Genomic DNA, 18,888 nt, shown 5'->3' with positions numbered 1-18,888 from the left:
TGCGTGCGCAGGCCAAGGGGGCGCGCCCGATAATGATCGAAAAGAGCATGCTGGGCGGGACCTGCATCAACTGGGGATGCATCCCCAGCAAGACCCTGATCCACTCCGCCCTCTTCCGGCATCAGGCCGAACTCGGGGCGAGGCTCGGACTCGGCACCCGCTCGGGAGCCGTCGACTTCCACACCCTGGACGACCACAAGTACCAGGTGGTGGACGAACTACGCAAGAGCAAGTACCTCGACGTCCTGGAAAAAGTACCGGGGCTCACCCTGATCCGTGGCAGCGCCGTCTTCCTCGCTCCCGACACCCTCCAGGCGGGGGACAAGGTCCTCAAGGGCAACAGGTTCCTCATCGCCACCGGGGGCTTTCCCCGGGTCCCCCCCATAGCGGGGCTGGACCAGACCCCCTTTCTGACCAGCAAGAGCGCGCTCCTCCTGAGGGAGCTCCCCGCCTCGCTCACCATCGTCGGTGGCGGGGTGATCGCGCTGGAACTCGGCCAGATGTTCCTGCGGCTGGGGGTCAGGATCACGGTCCTGGAGCACGGCCCGAGGCTTCTCCCTGCCGTGGAGCAGGAACCGGCGCTGGCGCTGCAGGATGCGCTCCTGGCGGAAGGGATGCAGGTGATAACCGGAGCGACCGTCTGCTCGGTCGCCATGCACGAAGGGATGATCCTGGTCGAGGCGCAGGTGAAGGGAGAGCCGCGGAGCTTCCTGTCTCAGCAGCTCCTGGTCGCGGTCGGCACCGCTCCCGCGACCGAGGGGATCGGTCTTGAAAAGGCCGGAGTGGAGGTCGACGAGCGGGGCTTCATCAAGGTGGACCGTGAACTAAGGACTACCGCGGCCGGGATCTGGGCCGCCGGGGACGTGGTGGGCGGGAGCCAGATAGCCACCAAGGGGGCGCGCGAAGGTATCGCGGCCGTCGATAACATGCTGGACGAGGGGTGCCGCTGCGCCATGGACTACCAGAGCATACCGATGGCCATCTTCACCGACCCCGAAGTCGCGACGGTAGGCTATGCCGAGGAAGCGGCGCGGCGGGCAGGCTTCGAGGTCGAGTGTCACACCATCGCGGCTTCCACCATCCCCAAGGCTCACGTCACCGGGGAACTCAGGGGGGCGATCAAGATCGTGGCCGAAGGGGGAAGCGGGAGGATCCTCGGCGTGCATCTCTGCCTGCACCGGGGTGCGGACATCATCAACGAGGCGGCGCTGGCTCTGCGGATGGGAATGACGGTCGGGCAACTGGCCGAGACGCTGCATGTCTACCCCTCCATGGGGGAGGGACTGAGGCTCTGCGCCCAGGCCTTCCGTCGCGACATCGAGCGCCTCTCCTGCTGCGCCGAGTAAAACCCGCCGGCCACTCAGGCGTCACGGAAACATCGAAACCACTGACCCCGATCAGATAGAGCCCATCCTCTATCCCCGGTGGCCCTCCTGCTCTCCCGGCCCGGGCTCCGACAGTCTTCCCCTTTCCAGCTCTCTCGTCACGCCGTGTTTGCCACGGTGATCTCCGTGCCCCCGTGACTGAATCGTCCGAAGGTTTTGACAACCGGGTGATTTTTGTTTATACCCGCGTTGATCCTCTTCATCCCCGTTGAACGCCTTTAGCCGTGGAGTGCCTAGTTGCCCCCTACAACCTCTAAAACCATTGAGCCGGGAGGGCTCGATCCGGCCAGGGCCGCGAGGCTCCGGCTGGCGCTGACTGGCGGCGCGGAGGAGCTCTCCGACCTGATACAGGACCCTGACCCCGAGGTGCTCCGCAACACGCTGAAGAACCCTCACCTCACCGAGGAACACCTGCTGGCCATGTTGAAGCGCCGGACGCTCTCGGAACAGGTCAGCAGGGCTCTTCAGCGGCACCCCCTGCTGGGCCGGAGCAGGCGGGTAAAGATGGCCTTCGCGGCCCATCCCGACACCCCGGCCGCCGTCCTCTCCACGCTACTTCCGCAACTCTTCCTCTTCGAGCTGGTAGGGCTCATGCAGCTTCCCGGCACCCATCAGGACCTGAAGCTGGCGGCCGAGCGCGCCATCCTGAAACGCCTTCCGGAGACCGAGCTCGGCAACAAGATCACCCTCGCCCGCCGCGGGTCCCCCGGAATCCTGGCCGCGCTCCTGAAGGAGGGGCAACCGCGCCTGGTCGAGGCCGTGCTCGGCAATCCGCGGTTGAAGGAAGGAGGGGTGCATGCCTTCCTCGGCTCCCCTGCAGCGACTGCGGAAACCATCTCGGCCGTCGCCCGCCACCCCCGCTGGGGAAGTCGCCCCGACCTCCGTTTCGCCATGCTGCGCAACCGCAAGACCCCCGCCATATGGTTCACCCTCTTCCTCCCCTCCCTGCCCGACCGCGACGTGGAAGTCCTCCTTTCGTCCAGGGCGCTCGACCCGAGACAACTCGCGGCCGTGCGAGAGGAATGGAAAAAAAGACGCCCCTAATATTTCAAATTGACAAGCCACTCATGAGAGCCTATTATCCGCAGGGAGTTGGAGTCGGGTGGCGGCAGTCTTCGCAGGAGCCCCTAACGGTGTCCTGCGACTGGCGAGGGGTGATCCATGGCAGCAGAGATTCTTTTCGTAGATGACGACAGGCTCATACTTCGCTATTCAAGGGACCTCTTCCTTTCCAGGGGGGTTTCCGTCCTGACCGCCTCGGATGCCGAGGAGGCACTGGAGCTTTTCAAGGACCACGAGATCGCGGTGGTGGTCTCCGACAACCAGATGCCCGGCATGACGGGCCTCGATTTCCTATCAAGGCTTAGAAACATCTCCCCCGACACGGTCAAGGTACTCATTTCCGCCTACGTCGACCTGCCGACGGCGCTGGCCGCCATCAACACCTCTGAAGTTTTCCGGTACCTCCTGAAACCGTGGAAAAACGAGGAGATTCTCGAGGTGGTGAAGGAGGGGCTGCGGCGCTACCGGATGATCCAGACCATGCGGCGCGAGGATGAATCGGTGCTCCGCTCGCTGGCCCAGACCATAGAACTGAAGGATCCCAGCACCAAGGGGCACTGCGACCGGGTGGCCGTCTATGCGCTGATGATCGCCGACGCCATGCGGATCCCGAAGGAGACCCAGCGCCAGATAAAGTATGGGAGCTGGCTGCACGACTGCGGGAAGATCGGGGTATCCGAATTCATCCTCAACGGCACCGGCCAGCTTTCGGATAATGAATTCGCGACCATGAAGATGCACACTTTCTGGGGGGCGGATGTCGCGGAGAAGGCACATCTCTCGGAGGTGGCCAGAAACATCATCAGGCATCATCACGAGCGCTACGACGGTGATGGGTACCCGGAGGGGCTTAAGGGGGAGGAGATCCCCCTGGAGACACGCATCGTTTCCGTGGCCGACGTCTACGACGCCCTGACCATGGACCGCCCCTATCGGAAGGGGTATCCCCTGCGGGAGGCGCGGGAGATGATCAGGGAGCTGAGCGGGGAGGCGCTTGACCCTGAGATAGTCCGCATCTTCCTGGATGTGGTCCCCGACGGCCCGCTGCCGACCAGCGAGGAGTTGCTCCCCCGTAACGACCTGATGGCCGCCGAAAAGGAGGCCACCATTTCCTCTACCTGTCTACAGGCGGAGCTTGCTCCGTTAACCACCGTCTGACCACGAAGCTCCTCGCCCAGGCGCTGGCCACCGGGTACTGATCCACCGGCTTCTTGGTCTTCATCAGCTGAGCAAGGGTCTCCCTCAGCGCAGAGATGTGTACCCCCCCAACGCCCCTGCACCCCATGGTGCTCTGGATGATCGAATCTTTGTCCAGGACGATCATCACGTGTCCTTTCCAGACGATCAGGTCGAGCGGTTGAAGCTTCTGTGCGAGTCTCTCGGCTGAGAGCCCCGCAACCGGGACCCCCTTTCCGAACGAGGTGAGGGCAGAGGTGTTTCTCGCAGTGAATCCGTCAGTGGCCTCGTAGAGAAGCCCGGAGCAGTCCACACCCGCCAGCCCGTCCCCCCGTGGATAAAGCTCCCTCAAAAGCGGCACTCCCTCCTTGACATTCCCCCCCCAGACATAAGGCTTCCCGACTGCCGCCAGGAGCCTTTGCTGTATCTCGGAGAGCGGCGGCAAGGCCCTCGCGCGCTCCTTGGGCTCCCCCTCAACCAGCTTCACGAACCTGGCATCGACGAAGTATCCTCTTCTCGCGGGATACGGGTAATCGTTGGTGGTGACCCGGTAGACCGTAACCCCGCCGATCTCTTGCTCCCCCTCGATTCTGAAAAGAGTTCCCCTCAGCGCGACGAACTCGACCGGCCGCACCCCCTTGCACGGGTCAAGGGGAACGGCACCGCTGAACACACGGGGGAAATCGGGCGTATTGAGGACCGGCGCGGGGGAAATGGCTGTCGCATAGCGGGAAGCGGCTTGATGGGCAGAGGCCAGAGCGGGAGAGATGGGAAGGAGCAGAAGGAGTGAGAAGAGCTTTATAGCCCTCATGTTTCTACCTCCGATGGAAAGCTGTCTTGGTCAAGACCCTGAAGACGGTTAACAGGGATATACAGGATAGACAGGATATAACAAGCGCACCAAAACCTTTTCCCTTACCCCCAGGGATTTCAGGTAATGCCTTTATCCTGTTCATCCTGTCCATCCCTGTTGAATGCCTTTGGAGCGTCTCCCTCCGGGAGCGGATTAATCGCGGAAGGCGGAAGCCAGCGGCAGCAGGCGCAGCTCCTGTTTTCTGAGCATCGGCAGGAGGAGCTTCACCCCTTTCGGCTCGTTGCCATTTCCGTGCACCAGGATGAAGCTCCCCTTGGAAGGAGACTCCCCCTTGGCCAACCAGGCGTCACTGCCGATGGGGATCAGGGAAAGCTCGCGCAGACGCTTCATTTCCTCCCGGTCCGAAACGAGTCCCGGAAAGCGGAAGAAGGGGGAAGGAATCAGGCCCTGGGCAAGGAGCCTTTGCTCGAGCTCCAGCACCTCTCGCAGAAAGTCGGTCCCGGGAGAGAGGAGGAAATTCCGCTCCAGCGGAACCTTCGGCTCGTAAGGGTGATCGTAGGAGTGATTGACCCAGGTGATTGCCAACCGCCCGGCTGCCACCTCTTTCTTCAGATAAGCGACCTCTTCCGGGTGCTTCTCCAGCCAGAGACCTGTCACCGCCACGGCAACGGGGACCGGGGCACCCTGCCCCACCGCCTCCGACGCCTCGAACAGCTCCCGTTCAAAGCGGCGCCTCGACGGGCAGAGGTCCACCGTGAGGAAGACCCCGTCAGCCGCCGTCTCGGCCCGGGTGGCACCGTCGTTTTGCAGCGGGAAGGGAGCCGCGGTGTGTTTCTCCACCGCCTTCAGGTAAGAAGTGGAGCCGACGGCGGCATCAGCCGCTGGGCCGGCGAGTCGGAGATCTGAGGCGGGAAGATCGAAGCTTTCCAGAGAAGCAGGATCCACAACCAGAAGATGCGGCACTCCATCCTGATTGAAGCTCCTGATGGCTATCCGCAACCTTCCCGCGGTGTCGATCACCGCCTGACGGATGATGCGGTAGTCGGAGATCCGGGCAGCTTGACAGAGTTGGGGAATGAGCAGAAGCAGCAGAAGGGGAAGGAGGTAACGGGAGGGGAACCATCGCCCCTTCGCGAAACGGGAACGTGCCGCTCTCCCCTGTGCGAAGCGGACCCCCGGAGCTCCCCCCTTGAAAAAGCGGACCCCCGGAACTCCCCCCTTGAAAAAGGGGGGCCGGGGGGGATTTGGGCTAGGTAAAGGTTCCAACGATTTCATGGGAGTCGCCGCCTGACGCGCTAGGTCAGCACCGAAATGAGCGCCGACTCGATCTTGTCGACGTCGACCTGGGTGTTGAAGCAGGGGCCGTAGGGGCGGTCATTGAGGACGCCGATCACCGGCAGAGGGTAGCAGTCCTTGATACCGGAGGTGAGGTCACGTTCGCAGGCCACGGCCAGCACCAGCTTCGGGCGCTTCTCGATAATGACCTTGCGGGCTAGGGTGCCGCCGGTGGCCACGGAGATGTCGATGTGGTACTTCTCGCCGAGCCTGGCCAGGCCCATGATGTTGCACCGGCCGCAACGCACGCACTTGTTGATGTCGCCGGTCACCTTGATTTCGCAGTCGGAAAGCTGCAGGCAGTGCGGGAGCAGGATCAGGATCCGGTCCGGGTTTATCCTCAGCCGCTGCGAGATGACCAGGCTGTTGTTCATGGCCACGAAGGACTGCCTGATGGTGTCCTTGGAGATCCCGCAGAGCCGACCGATCTGCTCGATGAGCGGCAGGAGGAACTTGATCACCACTCCCCTCATGAACTTGGTGAAGAGGATGTCCTTGCCCAGCGCGGTGGTCAGCACCAGCAGCGCCGTCCCGAAGAGGGCGATGCCGGAGAGAACGCCAAAGACCATGCCGGCCCAGCGCGGCAGATCGGGATGGATGTTGGCCAGACCCTTGGTGGGGATATACCAGCCTAGGTAGATGAGGCCGACCACCAGGATGCAGGTGACCCCCATGAGGGCCACGAAGAGCCTCTTCTGGGGAGGTTTGTGTTCGCTATCAGGCAAGTTCCGACCCCTTTTTCCCCAGGACCAGTCCCGGCTCAAGCTTGCAGCCCGCCACGAAATCGGCGGCGGGAAGGCGCTTCTTCCCCTCCAGCTGCAGTTCAGAAATGATGATGCTCCCGTTGGCGCAGGCGACTTCGATGCCATCGCGGCCGGCCTTCAGGACTTCGCCGGGGGCGCCTTTCCCGGTTGCGGTCTCGACACGGTACACCTTGAGGAGCTTGTCTTCGATATGGCTGTAGGCGCCGGGCCATGGGGTCATGCCGCGGACCAGGTTCTTGATGCTGTCCGCATCCTTGCCCCAGTCGATAAGGCCGTCCTCCTTCTTGAGCATCGGGGCGTAGCAGGTGAGGGCATCATCCTGCTTCTCCGGCGCGAGGCGGCCGGCCGCCAGTTCGTCCAGGGTCTCGCCGAGCAGTTCGGCGCCGATCCTGGAGAGGCGGTCATGCAGGGTGCTCGTGTCCTCGTCAGGATCGATCGGGGTACTCTTCTTGAGGAGCATGTCCCCGGTGTCGAGGCCCACGTCCATCATCATCGTGGTGACACCGGTCTCGGTCTCCCCGTTGATGATGCACCAGTTCAGCGGAGCGGCACCGCGATAGCGCGGCAGGAGCGAGGCGTGGACGTTGATGCAGCCATGCTTCGGGATGTCGAGCAGCGCCTTGGGCAGGATCTGCCCGAAAGCCACCACCACGATCAGGTCCGGGCTGAGCGCCCTGATCTCCTCTATCGATTCCGGATGGCGCACCTTCACGGGTTGCATCACCGGGATGCCGTGCTCCTGGGCCAGGACCTTCACCGGAGGAGGGAGCGTCTGCTGTCCCCTCCCCTTCGGGCGGTCCGGCTGGGTCACGACGGCCACCACCTCCTCTCCCCTCTCGATGAGGGTTCTTAAGGTGGGGCAGGCGAACTCGGGGGTTCCCATGAAGATGATGCGCATCCCTGTCATTTATTGAGCTCCTTGTTCTCTTCCAGGGTGCGCTGGTAGCGCTTGCGGAAAATACCCTTTTTGAGTGGCGAGAGGTGGTCGATGAAAAGGATACCGTCCAGGTGGTCGATCTCGTGCTGGAAGGCTATGGCCAGCAGGTCCTCGGCGCGGTAGACGATCTCCTCGCCGTCGAGGTTGAGGGCCTTCACCACCACGCGGGCGTGCCTCCTGACGTTGGCGGAGAACTTGGGGATGGAGAGGCAGCCCTCCTCCTCGAACGATTCCCCCTCGCCGTGGATGATCTCCGGGTTGATCGCCACGATCAGCTCCGGCGAATCCTCCTTGGTGGAGACGTCGATCACGACGACCCGCTGGTGCACCCCGATCTGGGGAGCGGCAAGCCCGACACCGGGGGCGGCGTACATGGTCTGCGCCATGTCGTGCACCAGCTCGCGGGTCTTTTCGGTGATAACGGTAACCGGATTGCAGCGCTTCTTCAGCTCCGGGTCCGGATAAGTCAGAATAGTACGTACCATAAGCCCGTCCTTTTGGCGTGAAAGCTATCACGACACTATATAAATTTGCACTCAAAAAATCAATCCATTCCTCATGAGTCAAGGCTGCTGCGCGATGACGTACCCCCGATCAACCACCACCTAACGCTCCGCTGTGTCCCTGTATGTCCCAACCTGTCCTCATAGGGGACAGCGCTCCCTACCCCTTGCCACGTAACCCTCCGAATTCAGTAGCACCGCAATATTGGCACATCCACTGCTGTAGAATACACAACCGGTTTCCGCATGTCCCGCAGAGGAACAGGTTCGGAATTCGGCGAAGATCAACTAAAAAGACGGAACAAAAAGGAAGAAAACGATGATTCTTACCATCACCAGAAAAATGTTGTTGCTGACCCTTTCCTCCATGCTGGGCATCGTGCTTCTTGTCGGCATCACCTTGTGGCAAACGAGCAAGCTTTATGAAGCCGCCAACTACGGCAACGTCAACAGCGTGCCGAGCATTCTGACCATGGCAAGAATCAACGATCATTTCGACTCCATTGTCGACCTCACCTCCCAACACGTCCTTAACACCGATGCCGGCAAGATGGCCGAGATAGAAACCGGTATCCAGCAATATCGCGCCGACGTGGAGAAAGAGTTCAAGGATTACGAACGGCTCCTCTCCGACGAGAAGGACAAAAACCTACTGGCGGAAGACCGTGCCGTCTTTGAGGCGTATTTCAAGGCCAATGAACACGTGCTGGAACTATCCCGCGCCAACAAGAATGCGGAAGCCCGTGACCAACTGGTCAAGAATACTCAGTTGGCAAAAAAGGGAGGGGACCAGATGGAAGCGCATATGCGCCACAACGAGGAACTCTCCAAGAAGGGTGCCGCCGACGCGGCAGCCAGTAAAAGCCACGTCCTCAATATCAGCGTAGCGATCTCGCTGCTGACCCTTACTGCGGTGGCACTGCTCAGTTTCTTCATTACCCGCAGCATCCGGAAACCGCTGGCGGTGTGCCTGGAGACGGCCAACCGCATTGCCGACGGTGACCTCACGGTTACTATCGGCCAGCAGGGCCAGGACGAGGTGGGCCAGCTTCTGACGGCAATGGAGCAGATGGCGACCAGGCTTTCCGGGGTGGTCAACGACGTCAAGGCCGCCTCCGACAACGTGGCGGCGGGAAGCCAGCAGATGTCATCGAGTTCAGAGGAGCTCTCACAGGGGGCCAGCGAGCAGGCGGCGTCCGCGGAGGAGGCATCGGCCTCGATGGAACAGATGACGTCCAACATCAAGCAGAACGCAGACCACGCCCTGCAGACTGAGAAGATCGCCCTCAAATCCGCGGCCGACGCCCAGGATGGAGGCAAGGCCGTCGCCCAGACGGTTCATGCCATGAAGGAGATTGCCGGGAAGATATCGATAATTGAAGAGATCGCAAGGCAGACAAACCTCCTTGCCCTGAATGCGGCCATAGAGGCGGCGCGCGCCGGTGAGCACGGCAAGGGATTCGCTGTCGTGGCCAGCGAGGTGAGAAAACTGGCCGAGCGCTCCCAGAAGGCTGCCGCGGAGATATCTGAACTCTCCTCCTCCAGCGTCCACATCGCCGAGGAGGCAGGGGCCATGCTGGACCGGATGCTTCCCGACATCCAGCGTACCGCCGAACTGGTGCAGGAGATCTCGGCAGCCTGCAGTGAGCAGGACTCCGGCGCGGAGCAAATCAACAAGGCGATACAGCAGCTCGACAAGGTGATCCAGCAGAATGCTTCCGCCGCGGAGGAGATGTCCGCGACAGCTGAGGAACTTTCCTCCCAGTCCGCGCAGCTACAGAACACCATCAGCTTTTTCAAGGTCGTCAAAGGCAGCTCCGCCAGGCCTGCTGCCAAAACAGTTTCACCGAGAAAAGTAGTCCCGGCCCACGCTCACCCCGTGACCAAAGCCGGCGCAAGCGTGGCGCTGCAGATGGGAACCTCCGACGATGCATTCGAGTGCTACTGAAGTCACACTCCGATCATTGCCCCACTGCACCGGCCGTCGTTCTTCCGAATCATGACTGCTGCCGAAAGTATTGATGTCGACTGCAAGCCATGAAGATGTTCCAGCTCAGGCAAGAGTTCAAAGGGAAGAAATAATATAGCCAGCCAGGCCGGGGATGTCTCGTCACGGGCATCCCCGGCCTCAGCTGATCCACCCCTCCGCCTTTCTCCCTCCCCCCTCCGCTTCCCCCTGCCCGGACCGGGCAACCGCCAGCGCCTCAATCGCCCCCCGGGAGAGGGGCCACACCGGCCGCGAGCTGATCCCGATCCGCGGCGGGGACGCCGCTCCCGCGGGCTGTTCCTGCACCGGGTGGGTCTCGCTGTCAGTGCGCGAGGGGCCCGCGCCGCCGCGCGATGTACCGATCGGTAAATAGGGTATTGACAGCGGGCTCAGCTTATTGTACTTACCGTTCAGTAAACGCTCCCGGCAGAGAAGACACAGCACGGGTTCACCGTTTCAGGGGACAACAATGACTGCTGCAGCCACGAAGAAGGAGCCGGAAGCCGGGGCGAGGGAGAGGCTTCTCAACGCCGCCCTCACCCTTTTCAACGTGAAGGGTTATGCCGCAGCGTCGGTGAGGGAAATAGTCCAGGCAGCCGGGGTCACCAAGCCGGTCCTTTACTACTACTTCGGCAACAAGGAGGGAATCTACCTCGAGCTCATGGAGAGTTCCTACCATACCTTCGAGGCAGTGGCTGCCGACATCGTGGCCCTCGACGGCACGGCCGAGGAAAAGGTGATCCACTTCTGCAGCCAGATCCTGGCGATCTCCCTGCAGAAGCTCCCGCTGGTCCGCCTGATGTACGCCATCTACTACGGGCCGCCGCAGGGCGCTCCGCATTACGACCTGGAGGTCTTCTTCTTCAGGATGATGGAGGTGGTCCGGCAGATGGTTGCCGCCGGGGTTGAGGGGGGCGAGTTCAGGGAGAAGATGGTCGATGACGTGGCCAGGGCCATTATAGCCATTCTCTCTTCGACCATCAATGAGCAGCTCTCCCGCAGGGAAGACAAGCCCGATGGCGAGACCATGGTGAGGATGCTCCGGCTGCTGATGGGAGGAGTTGCTTCACCGCGGTGACGGCTATGCAAGCTTCGCGTTTAGCCGCCGATCCAATCGTGGCATCGGCGGCGTTGAATCGAGAAAATACCGGCAAGACTCTGGAGGAGTGAAGATGCACGTCAAGAGGGGATTGGTCTCCATGGCAGCATGCCTGCTGCTGGCAACCGGGAGCGGGTGCTCCACTAAAAGTGACGCCAAACCTGCCGCCGGCCCCCCCCAGGTGGCGGTCGAGGTCATGACGGTGACCGGCAGCGACCTGGTCGATGGTGTCGAGGTAACCGGCGCCCTGGCTCCCAAGGTCGAGGCGGAGGTTAAGACGGAGATTCCGGGGCTGGTGAAAGAGCTCTACGTCACGGAATGGGTGCGGGTCCGCAAGGGGCAGCCTCTGGCACGCATCAGCCTGGCCGAGACCGAGGCCCTGGTGAAGAGGGCCGAGGCCAACATCGAGAGCGCCAAGGCATCCATGCTGCAGGTGCGGGTGGCCGCGGAGCGTAGCGAGCGCGAAAGGCAGCGGGTCCTGAAGCTCAAGGAGGCCGGGCTTGCCACCCAGCAGTCGGTCGACGACGCGCTCTCCGAAAGCGAGGCGGCCAAGGCCAGGATCGAGGCGGCCAGGGCACAGATCAGGGCCGGCGAAGAGGAGCTGATGCAGGTCAGGGCCCGGCTCTCCAAGGGCATGGTCCGCTCACCGATCGACGGGGTGGTGGCTCTCAAGGACGTCAATATCGGCTCCCTCACCAGTGACGGGGCCGCGGCCAAGCCGATCTTCAAGATCGTCGACAACCGTCTCATGAACCTCACGGTCACCGTCCCCTCCTCGCAGATGGCGGCGATCAAGATGGGGCAGCCGCTCGAATTCCAGACCGACGGTGTTCCGGGGAAGACCTTCACCGGAAAAGTCATGTTCATAAACCCCACGGTCGATGAAGTCGACCGCTCGCTCAAGGTCATCGCCGAGGTGCCAAACGTGCCGGAACAGCTCAAAGGCGGGCTCTTTGCCAAGGGGAGGATCCTGACCGGCTCCAGGAAGGGGGTCGTCCTGGTCCCGCGCGGGGTCCTGGCCGCCCTCGATCTGGAAAAACGCAGAGCGACGCTGTACGTCGTGGAAAACGGGCTGGCGCGCAAGCGCGAGGTGGCGACGGGAGCGCTCTCGGGGGAGCAGGTGGAAATCGCCTCGGGCCTCAAGGCGGGTGAGCAGGTGGTCAGCCGGGGCGGGTTCAACCTGAAGGACGGCGACAAGGTGCAGGTGGCCAGGAAATGATTCTCTCCGATCTTTCCATAAAACGACCGGTCTTCGCGGCGGTGCTGATGCTGGCACTGGTGACGCTGGGCATCTTCTCCTACCGCCGACTCTCCGTGGAGATGTTCCCGAGCGTCGAGATCCCGGTGATCTCGATCGTGACCAAGCTCCCGGGCGCCTCCCCGGAGAGTATCGAGCGCGAGGTCTCGAAGAAGGTCGAGGAGGCGGTCAACCAGATCGCCGGCGTGAAGCACGTGATGTCCTACTCCCGCGAGGGGGTCTCGACGGTGGTGGTCGAATTCCGCCTGGAAGAGAAGATCAACGAGGTCTCGCAGGAGGCCCGAGCCAAGATCAACGGCATCAGGGGAAACCTCCCCACCTCGGTCGAGGACCCCATCATCCAGAAACTCGACTTCAACGCCCTGCCGGTGGCCTCCCTGGCCGTCAAGGGGAAGGGACTGACAGCCAGGGAACTGACCACGCTGGTCGAGAAGAAGATCAAGCGCCGCCTGGAGAATGTCTCCGGCGTCGGCAAGGTCGACATGGTCGGCTCGGCCAAGCGCGAGGTCCTGGTGACCATCGACCCGACCCGGCTGGAGGCGCTCGGTATCGGCATCGACACCATCGTGGCAGGTCTCAAGAGCGAGAACGTCAACACACCTCTTGGGCGCCTCACCCACGGCGGCAACGAGTACCCCATCAGGATCTCCGGGAAACCCGACCGGGTCGAAGGCTTCCGCAACATGGTCATCGCCCAGCGTGGAGGGCGCGGCATCACCCTCTCGGAGGTGGCCGAGGTCTCCGACGGCGCCAAGGAACAGCGCTCGCTGGCCCTCATCAACGGGGAGCCGGCGGTGGCGCTCGACATCCTCAAGCAGTCCGGCGCCAACATGGTCGAGGTGGTCGACGGGGTGAGAAAGAGCGTCGAGAAGCTCCAGAATGAGCTCCCGGCCGGTGTCGAGCTCTCCATAGTCCGTGACGCATCCATACCGACCAGGGAGTCGCTGGCCGACGTCAAGGAGACCATGCTGATCGGCGGCCTCCTCACCGTGCTGATCGTCTTCTGCTTCATCAACTCCTGGCGCTCCACCGTGATCACCGGGCTCACCCTCCCCATCTCGGTCATATCCTCCTTCATCATCATGAACGCCATGGGGATGACCCTGAACGTGATGACCCTGATGGCGCTCTCTCTGGCCATCGGGCTTTTGATCGATGACGCCATCGTGGTCAGGGAGAACATCGTCCGCCACCTTGAGCACGGCCAGGACCACATGACGGCCTCGCGGACCGGCACCTCCGAGATCGGCCTCGCCGTCTTCGCCACCTCGATGTCGATCATCGCCGTCTTCGTCCCGGTCGCCTTCATGCGCGGCATCGTGGGGCGCTTCTTCTTCCAGTTCGGCATGACCGTCGCCTTCGCGGTGCTGGTCTCGCTCTTCGTCTCCTTCACCCTCGATCCCATGCTCTCCTCGCGCTGGCACGACCCCGCCATAGCACTCAAGGGAAAGAGGAAGGGGCTCGCCCGCTGGCTGGACCACTTCAACGACCGCTTCGACGCCTGGGCCGATTCCTACAAGAAGGCCATCACCTGGTCGCTTGGCCACAGAAAGACCGTGCTCGGCCTGGCCTTCGGCTCCTTCATCGCCGGGATCGCCATCTTCGGCACCCTCGAGTCCTCCTTCATGACCAATGAGGACAAGGGGGAGTTCCAGGTGGCCTTCAAGACCGCCCCCGACGCCAGCATCGCCGAAAGCTCCGACCGGCTGAAGGCGATCCTGGCCGAGGTCTCCAGCATCCCCGAGATCGAGCACACCTACGCCTCGATCGGAGCGGGAGACAGCGGAACGGTGCGGGACGGGTCGCTCTACGTGAAGCTCAGGGAGAAGGGGCGAAGAAAGCGGAGCCAGGATCAAGTCCAGCAGGAGTTCCGGAAGAGGCTCGCCAGGATTCCCGGCATCACCACCTCCATCGAGCGGGTAGGGGACGTGGGAAGCGCTCAAAAGCCGCTGCAGGTGAACCTGAAGGGCGAGGATATCGCCACCCTCAAGCGCTATGCGGCGGCGCTGAAGAAGGAGATCTACCAGATTCCCGGCATCGTCGACCTGGAGGTGACGCTCGACCACGACATCCCGGAATACCGGATGACGGTCGATCGGGAGCGCGCCCAGGATGCCGGCGTCAACACCAACGACATCGCCTCCACCGTCTCCAGGCTGGTCGGCGGCGAGGCGGTATCGACCTACGAGGACGAGGACGGGGACGCGGTCGACGTGCGGGTGAGGCTGCCGGAAGCACTTCGCCGCGATCCGGGGCAGGTGCGGAACCTGAAGCTCGCCGTGGCCAAAGGGGGGCAGACCGCGCTGGTGCCGCTGGCGAACCTGACCAGGTACGAGGTGAGCAACACCCCCTCCGAGATCAACCGCCGCGACCTCTCCCGGCTGGTGACCATCAGCGCCAACCTGGACGACCTCCCCATCGGAACCGCGGTGGCCAAGGTCAAGGAGGCCGCCGCCAGGGTGCCGATGCAGCCCGGCTATTCGGTCGGCTTCTCCGGCGAGGCCGAGGACATGGCCGAGTCTTTCGGATACATGGCCGAGTCGCTGGTGATAGCCATCGTCTTCGTCTATCTCATCCTCGCCGCCCAGTTCGAATCGTTCCTGGAGCCCATGGCCATCATGCTCTCGCTCCCGCTCTCCATCGTGGGGATGGCGGGGATGCTGAAACTCACCGGCGACACGGTCAACATCATGTCGCTGATCGGCCTCATCATGCTGATGGGACTGGTCACCAAGAACGCCATCCTGCTGGTCGACTACGCCAAGGTCCTGCAGAAGCGGGGTCTCCCCCGTTTCGAGGCCGTGGTGGAGGCCGGACGCACCAGGCTGCGCCCGATCGTGATGACCACGCTGGCCATGATCTTCGGGATGATGCCGCTCTTCTTCGCCCTCGGCAGTGGCGCCGAGATGCGGGCGCCCATGGCCCGCGCCGTGGTGGGAGGACTCCTGACGTCGACGGTGCTGACCCTGCTGGTGGTGCCGGTCATGTACACGGTGCTCGACGACCTCGCGGCCTGGATGAAGCACAGGTGGAAGGGGAAGGAGAGGCACGCTTCCCTCCTCCTTGTCCTCGGACTCTCCCTTGCCATGGTCCTCGCCCCCGGCGTCTCGCGTGCCGCAGCCGTTAAGACCTTGACCCTCGACGGCGCCCTCGACATCGCCATGGAGCAGAACCGGGACATCCAGAAGGCGCGGGCCTACGCCCAGTTCGTGCAGGGGAAATACCTGGAGGAGCGCGCCGCCGCCCTCCCCTCCCTCTCGCTGAACGGCTCCGCCGCCTACCTGACCGACTACAGCCAGAGCGCCCTGATGGGGGGAATCTCCACCACCCAGACCCGGGTGGTGGACCTGCGGGTCTCGCAGACACTCTTCAGCTGGGGGAAGATCGGCGCCGCCATCCGCGGGGCAGCCGAGGGACTGAAGACCGCCGAAGACCAGCTGCGCCTTTCCCAGCAGGCCGCGCGCCGGGACGTGACGGTGGCCTTCTATGACGTGCTTTTGGCCAGGGAGCTGCGGGCGCTGGCGCTGGCCAACCTCCAGCAGAAGCAGCGGCACCTGGCGGAGGCCCAGAAGCGGCTGGCGGCCGGGGTGGCGACCGATTACGACGTGCTGGCAGCCCAGGTCGCGGTGGAGAACGCCCGGCCCGAGCTGATCCGCAGGGAGAACGCCATCAGGACGACGAAGGAGCGGCTGCGGCTGATCCTCGCCCTGGACCCGGGGGAGATCGAGGTGGCCGGGGTGCTGGAGGCCAATCCCGTCCCCCTTCCCCCTTTCGAGGAGTCGATGGCCACGGCGCGCCGGATGCGCCCCGAGCTCTCCGACCTGCGGCACCGGGTGGGGATAGCACGGGAGCTTCTTCATATCTCCTCGGCCGAGAACAAGCCGCAGATCGACCTCAGGGGGGGAGGCGGCTACCACCAGTTGCACGCCGCCGGCAAGACCTGGGGCGGCGGGGCCTACGACGTCGGCATCTTCCTGACCTTTCCCTTTTTCGACGGATTCAGGACCAAGGGGAAGGTGGAGCAGGCAAAGAGCGATCTTCGGACCAGGGAACTCGACGAGTCGCAGCAGCTCGATTCGGTCTCGCTGCAGGTCAGGGACGCGGGGTACGGGGTGTCGGAGTCGGAGGAGATCCTGCGGGCGCTTTCGGGGACGGTGAAACAGGCGGAGCGGCTCCTCTCCATGGCGGAGCAGGGGTACGAGCTGGGGGTGAAGACCAGGCTCGAGGTGGAGGACGCCGAGACCAACCTGGTGCAGGCGAAGAGCAACCTGGCCCAGGCCCGCCGCGATTACCAGGTCTCCCTGGTGAACCTCGCCTGGTCCACCGGCATTCTGGGCGAGAGTCAGAAGCTTCCCTGAGACAGCCTGCACCGGGCCCCGTGAAATTTCTTGAATGCCGAATATATCTCCCAGCAATTTCCTGTTGCGCCTGCGCCGGAAAACTGGTAACGTCCTGACATCTCATGGAGTCATCGAGGATCCACCCGCCGCGGCCTCGGATTCCAGCGAGAGCAGATTATTTCTAGGGGATATTTAATGCCGGAGGAATATCAAGCGGAAACCGGAACGCGCATCAGGAAGGCCCGCCAGTCCCTGGGTCTGACCCAGAAACAGTTCGCGGCCTCGCTGGGGATCGTGCAGGGATTCCTGAGCGGCATCGAGACCGGCCGAAAGCGCCCCTCCGACACACTGCTCATCGCCCTCTCCCATACCCACGGCATCAATCCCGGCTGGTTGAAGCACGGCAACGGCGAGCCTTTCAAGGCAAGTAACGCCGCTCCCCCGGTGGGAAGCCTGGCGCCACTGCTCGATGTCATCCCCGAACACTTCCCGCATTCCGGCGTCGAGGTGCGGGGCTACGTTTCGGTCCCCAACCTTCCCGAGGGGTGCTACGCCATTGTCTGTTACGGGGATTTCATGGCACCGACCATCAAGGACGGCGACCTGGTGATCTTCCGGCCCGATGCCGAGAAAAAGAGCGGGGATATAATCCTGGTGAACAACCGGTGGGGGGAGCCGATCCTGAGGAGGTTCCGCCTCAAGGACGAGGAGGTTTATCTTGCGCCCGACAATCCTGCCTACGCCCCCTTCCGCCCCGACGACGGCACGCGGAACATCGGCACCGTGATCGATGTCTGGCGCAAGGTGAAGATCTGAAAAAGCCTTCGGCGGCGCTGCGGGCCGCTAGGCCGGCAACCCGATCGGGTCGCCATCTTTGAGTCCGTTCAGGAAACCTTCAGCCAGTAATCCGAAGCAGCGGTCTTCTCCAGTTCCTGCCTCGACGCGGACTCCTGGTTCTTCGTCAGCAGGATGGCAGTCGTCTCCTTCATCCTGTGAACAAGCCCTTCCTTCTTCGTCAAATCCTTGCCAATAATGAACTGATCGTACTCCCCCTTGAAGTTCTTCATCTTGATGAAGATCTGCGGCGCACGCCCGATGGCATCGCCATGCAGGGGCTTCACCAGGAGGTCGTACCCCTTCCACAGCGCCGCTGCCAGGGCATCGACAGCCGCCGAATCCGGGACGATGATCCTCCAGTCGATGGCCGCGGTCATGATGATTCCAGGCGGAGGCTGCGCTATGAAGTAATGCCCGGCCGGAGCCTCATCGGCCAGGAATTTCAGGAACCGGTCGGAAGTGAGCGATTCACCAACGTGCATCAGGGAGCCCTGGACTAACATATCTTCCTCGCTGTTATCATTGCGACACGACGGACGCAGACAAACCAAGCCGCCCTTCATTTCCTAGCTCTCATGATATCCGCGCATGTTTAATGGCAGCGACAACGGTAAAGGGCGGCGATTGCTGGACAGACGCTGGTCGGCAAGAAGCTGGCATTAAATTAGGCTAAACTACCCCAATTAATGACAAGCTGTCAAGCTTTTGGAGCCCAGGTACGGGTCCAGGGCAAAACCATCAGCCACGGAGACACGGAGAAAATCCGAGAGTACCTGAACTCTCAAAAGAAAGCCTGAAGCTACGGCTTTTGTAGTCCAGGCTGCGTCACTGCTGAGGGAGCATTTTCCCGTAAGGGAAGTGCCGAGAGGATTTCATCGGCAGGGGAAGGGGAGAGACGACCTACGGCTTCTGCTGCGCCTCCCGCGCCTCCCGCTCGAGCTGTCGTCTGCGGCGGCCGCCGAGGAAGCTCTCCTCCACCACGATGGCAACGAAGAGGACGATGAAAAGGGCAAAGATGACGGCCAGGATCTTGAAGAGTAACATCAGGCGCTCCTTGTACGGCGCGGAATTCGGTTAGGCATTTTCGCGCGGGATAAAATTCGGATCGAAGTCTGATCAGACGCCAAACCCGGGTACTGAACCGCAGCTGCCGGGTGATTTGACAGCTTTGGATTTTTGACGGCTAGATTGAATCCGGAGTTATCAGATTCACCATTCACCATTCACCATTCACCATTCACCATTCACCATTCACCATTCACCATTCACCATTTTCAGCCGGCGATCTGGTTGCGCCCCCGCTGCTTGGCCCGGTAAAGAGCCTTGTCGGCGGCCTTGATGACCTCGCCGGGGGTGCGAAGCTGTTCTCCCGAGGCGGCGACGCCGATGCT

General features: G+C 62.5%; 16 protein-coding genes. 8 read left to right on the top strand and 8 right to left on the bottom strand.

Annotation, left to right across the window (positions count from 1 at the left end; translation table 11 throughout):
- The 3 genes from merA to AC11W3_RS10915 all read left to right on the top strand — a co-directional run.
- Positions 1-1,346: mercury(II) reductase (gene merA / locus AC11W3_RS10925; RefSeq protein ID WP_484093008.1), on the top strand; the 1,346-nt coding region annotated here is incomplete at its 5' end.
- Between the two features lie 276 nt (positions 1,347-1,622).
- Positions 1,623-2,429, top strand: a complete 807-nt coding sequence (locus tag AC11W3_RS10920) for a hypothetical protein (RefSeq protein ID WP_484090351.1) — start codon at positions 1,623-1,625, stop codon at positions 2,427-2,429.
- Positions 2,430-2,546: 117 nt separating this feature from the next.
- Positions 2,547-3,605 (top strand): HD-GYP domain-containing protein, encoded by a 1,059-nt coding sequence (locus AC11W3_RS10915; protein WP_484093007.1) that lies wholly within the window; start codon positions 2,547-2,549, stop codon positions 3,603-3,605.
- Here the strand turns inward: AC11W3_RS10915 and AC11W3_RS10910 are convergent.
- The 5 genes from AC11W3_RS10910 to def form a co-directional block, all read right to left on the bottom strand.
- Entirely contained in the window at positions 3,562-4,434 is an 873-nt protein-coding gene (locus tag AC11W3_RS10910; RefSeq protein ID WP_484093006.1) for an NlpC/P60 family protein, read from the bottom strand. The two genes, AC11W3_RS10915 and AC11W3_RS10910, sit on opposite strands and share 44 nt — an antisense overlap.
- A gap of 195 nt (positions 4,435-4,629) precedes the next feature.
- Positions 4,630-5,712: a polysaccharide deacetylase family protein gene (locus tag AC11W3_RS10905; RefSeq protein ID WP_484090354.1), complete on the bottom strand. Its 1,083-nt coding sequence runs from the start codon at positions 5,710-5,712 to the stop codon at positions 4,630-4,632.
- A gap of 20 nt (positions 5,713-5,732) precedes the next feature.
- Complete coding sequence (locus AC11W3_RS10900; RefSeq protein WP_484090450.1) at positions 5,733-6,446, bottom strand: DUF116 domain-containing protein; 714 nt, start codon at positions 6,444-6,446, stop codon at positions 5,733-5,735.
- Between the two features lie 43 nt (positions 6,447-6,489).
- The gene (fmt, locus tag AC11W3_RS10895) at positions 6,490-7,443 is read right to left on the bottom strand and encodes a methionyl-tRNA formyltransferase (protein WP_484090355.1); all 954 of its coding nucleotides are present in this window, start codon (positions 7,441-7,443) and stop codon (positions 6,490-6,492) included.
- Entirely contained in the window at positions 7,440-7,958 is a 519-nt protein-coding gene (gene def / locus AC11W3_RS10890) for a peptide deformylase (protein ID WP_484090356.1), read from the bottom strand. The genes fmt and def overlap by 4 nt, the downstream gene beginning before the upstream one ends.
- A 337-nt stretch (positions 7,959-8,295) precedes the next feature.
- Between def and AC11W3_RS10885 the strand changes: the two genes are divergently transcribed.
- The 5 genes from AC11W3_RS10885 (at position 8,296) to AC11W3_RS10865 (ending at position 17,476) form a co-directional block, all read left to right on the top strand.
- Positions 8,296-9,924, top strand: coding sequence for a methyl-accepting chemotaxis protein (locus AC11W3_RS10885; protein WP_484090357.1), 1,629 nt, complete (start codon positions 8,296-8,298; stop codon positions 9,922-9,924).
- A gap of 508 nt (positions 9,925-10,432) precedes the next feature.
- Complete coding sequence (locus AC11W3_RS10880) at positions 10,433-11,041, top strand: TetR/AcrR family transcriptional regulator (protein ID WP_484090358.1); 609 nt, start codon at positions 10,433-10,435, stop codon at positions 11,039-11,041.
- 94 nt (positions 11,042-11,135) lie between these two features.
- Positions 11,136-12,281 (top strand): efflux RND transporter periplasmic adaptor subunit, encoded by a 1,146-nt coding sequence (locus AC11W3_RS10875; RefSeq protein ID WP_484093005.1) that lies wholly within the window; start codon positions 11,136-11,138, stop codon positions 12,279-12,281.
- Positions 12,278-16,678, top strand: a complete 4,401-nt coding sequence (locus tag AC11W3_RS10870) for an efflux RND transporter permease subunit (RefSeq protein WP_484090360.1) — start codon at positions 12,278-12,280, stop codon at positions 16,676-16,678. Before AC11W3_RS10875 ends, AC11W3_RS10870 begins: the two co-directional genes overlap by 4 nt.
- A 177-nt stretch (positions 16,679-16,855) precedes the next feature.
- Positions 16,856-17,476 carry a LexA family protein gene (locus AC11W3_RS10865; RefSeq protein WP_484090361.1) on the top strand — a complete coding sequence of 207 codons (621 nt, stop codon included), beginning with the start codon at positions 16,856-16,858 and terminating at the stop codon, positions 17,474-17,476.
- A 68-nt stretch (positions 17,477-17,544) separates the two neighbouring features.
- Here the strand turns inward: AC11W3_RS10865 and AC11W3_RS10860 are convergent, their stop codons facing one another.
- The 3 genes from AC11W3_RS10860 to AC11W3_RS10850 all read right to left on the bottom strand — a co-directional run bounded on the left by AC11W3_RS10860 (position 17,545) and on the right by AC11W3_RS10850 (position 18,885).
- On the bottom strand, positions 17,545-18,000 hold the full coding sequence (locus AC11W3_RS10860) for a hypothetical protein (RefSeq protein WP_484090362.1): 456 nt from the start codon (positions 17,998-18,000) through the stop codon (positions 17,545-17,547).
- A 397-nt stretch (positions 18,001-18,397) separates the two neighbouring features.
- Positions 18,398-18,541 carry a hypothetical protein gene (locus tag AC11W3_RS10855; protein ID WP_484090363.1) on the bottom strand — a complete coding sequence of 48 codons (144 nt, stop codon included), beginning with the start codon at positions 18,539-18,541 and terminating at the stop codon, positions 18,398-18,400.
- Positions 18,542-18,771: 230 nt separating this feature from the next.
- A complete protein-coding gene (locus tag AC11W3_RS10850) occupies positions 18,772-18,885 on the bottom strand; it encodes a diguanylate cyclase domain-containing protein (RefSeq protein WP_484093009.1) in 114 nt (37 codons plus the stop codon).
- Positions 18,886-18,888 lie beyond the last annotated feature (3 nt).

The organism is Geomonas sp. (genome assembly GCF_056994735.1).
This window is presented reverse-complemented; position numbering and strand designations above follow the sequence as displayed.